This window comes from Planctomonas deserti, from assembly GCF_003067705.1.
In the GTDB taxonomy this organism is placed as follows: Bacteria; Actinomycetota; Actinomycetes; order Actinomycetales; family Microbacteriaceae; genus Planctomonas; species Planctomonas deserti.
This window is the reverse complement of sequence record NZ_QANL01000197.1, coordinates 1-527: the sequence shown is the minus strand read 5'-3', so window position 1 is coordinate 527 and position 527 is coordinate 1. Positions and strand designations below refer to the sequence as shown.

General features: G+C 55.0%; 2 protein-coding genes. Both read left to right on the top strand.

The features are described 5' to 3' along the window. Positions 1 to 121: 121 nt before the first annotated feature. A complete protein-coding gene (locus DAI20_RS20260) occupies positions 122 to 352 on the top strand; it encodes an XRE family transcriptional regulator (RefSeq protein WP_497802656.1) in 231 nt (76 codons plus the stop codon). Positions 353 to 412: 60 nt separating this feature from the next. Further along, the coding region (locus DAI20_RS20255) for a DNA cytosine methyltransferase (RefSeq protein WP_159085171.1) at positions 413 to 527 on the top strand (115 nt) is incomplete at its 3' end.

Sequence of the window (527 nt, the reverse complement as noted above, 5' to 3'; positions counted from 1 at the left end):
CTCCCCGCCTGGTTGTCTCAGCTCCTGAGACAGCAGAGGGAGATCCTTCCCGTCCGGATTTCACTTGCCTCACTTGACGTATAGATCAGTAATTGACGCGTATCGAGCACGGAAGACGGGCGTGACGACCCTCCATGAACTAGGCTGTCAGGTAGCTGCTAGGCGTAAGCAGCTGGGCTTGAAGCAGATCGACGTAGCGAAGACCAGCGGCGTAACTGCTGAGCTGCTTTCACGATTCGAAAGGGGGCGCCTTTCTGAGCTCGGCAGCAGAAAGCTGATTGCAGTGTTGTCGTCTTTGGGCATGGAAATCTCACTCAGCACGACGCCATCCTTCGTTTCGGAAGAAGGATGATCGCGTCCAAATCTATTTGGACCATTGGTCCAATCAAGCAAAATTCACTGGAGTACTGGAATGAGATCGGTTGAGCTTTTCGCAGGAGCCGGCGGTTTGGCCATGGGATGCGAAATTGCCGGTTTCGAGCACTTGGCCGTGGTCGAATGGGACAAGTGGGCGTGCGACACCGTCC